General features: G+C 51.9%; 1 rRNA gene. It reads right to left on the bottom strand.

Annotation, left to right across the window (positions count from 1 at the left end):
• Nucleotides 1-1,132, bottom strand: a 23S ribosomal RNA gene (locus tag Q8G36_RS28540); the annotation flags it as partial.

Genomic DNA, 1,132 nt, shown 5'->3' with positions numbered 1-1,132 from the left:
GGGCTATTCACCCTAAAAAGCACCCCTTCTCCCGAAGTTACGGGGTCATTTTGCCGAGTTCCTTAACGAGAGTTCTCTCGCACACCTTAGGATTCTCTCCTCGCCTACCTGTGTCGGTTTGCGGTACGGGCACCTTACATCTCACTAGAGGCTTTTCTTGGCAGCGTGGAATCAGGAACTTCGGTACTATATTTCCCTCGCCATCACAGCTCCGCCTTAATGGAAACGGGATTTGCCTCGTTTCCGGCCTAACTGCTTGGACGCGCATATCCAACAGCGCGCTTACCCTATCCTTCTGCGTCCCCCCATCGTTCAAACGATGTATAGGTGGTACAGGAATATCAACCTGTTGTCCATCGCCTACGCCTTTCGGCCTCGGCTTAGGTCCCGACTAACCCTGAGCGGACGAGCCTTCCTCAGGAAACCTTAGGCATTCGGTGGAAGGGATTCTCACCCTTCTTTCGCTACTCATACCGGCATTCTCACTTCTAAGCGCTCCACCAGTCCTTCCGGTCTGACTTCAACGCCCTTAGAACGCTCTCCTACCATCGACACCTAATGGTGTCAATCCACAGCTTCGGTGATACGTTTAGCCCCGGTACATTTTCGGCGCGGAGTCACTCGACCAGTGAGCTATTACGCACTCTTTAAATGGTGGCTGCTTCTAAGCCAACATCCTGGTTGTCTAAGCAACTCCACATCCTTTTCCACTTAACGTATACTTTGGGACCTTAGCTGGTGGTCTGGGCTGTTTCCCTTTCGACTACGGATCTTATCACTCGCAGTCTGACTCCCAAGAATAAGTATTTGGCATTCGGAGTTTGACTGAATTCGGTAACCCGTTGGGGGCCCCTAGTCCAATCAGTGCTCTACCTCCAATACTCTCATCTTGAGGCTAGCCCTAAAGCTATTTCGGAGAGAACCAGCTATCTCCAGGTTCGATTGGAATTTCTCCGCTACCCACACCTCATCCCCGCACTTTTCAACGTGCGTGGGTTCGGGCCTCCATTCAGTGTTACCTGAACTTCACCCTGGACATGGGTAGATCACCTGGTTTCGGGTCTACGACCTCATACTCATTCGCCCTATTCAGACTCGCTTTCGCTGCGGCTCCGTCTCATCAACTTAACCT

The sequence above is a fragment of the Peribacillus frigoritolerans genome, from assembly GCF_030676415.1.
Classification (GTDB): Bacteria; Bacillota; Bacilli; order Bacillales; family DSM-1321; genus Peribacillus; species Peribacillus frigoritolerans_A.
This window is presented reverse-complemented; position numbering and strand designations above follow the sequence as displayed.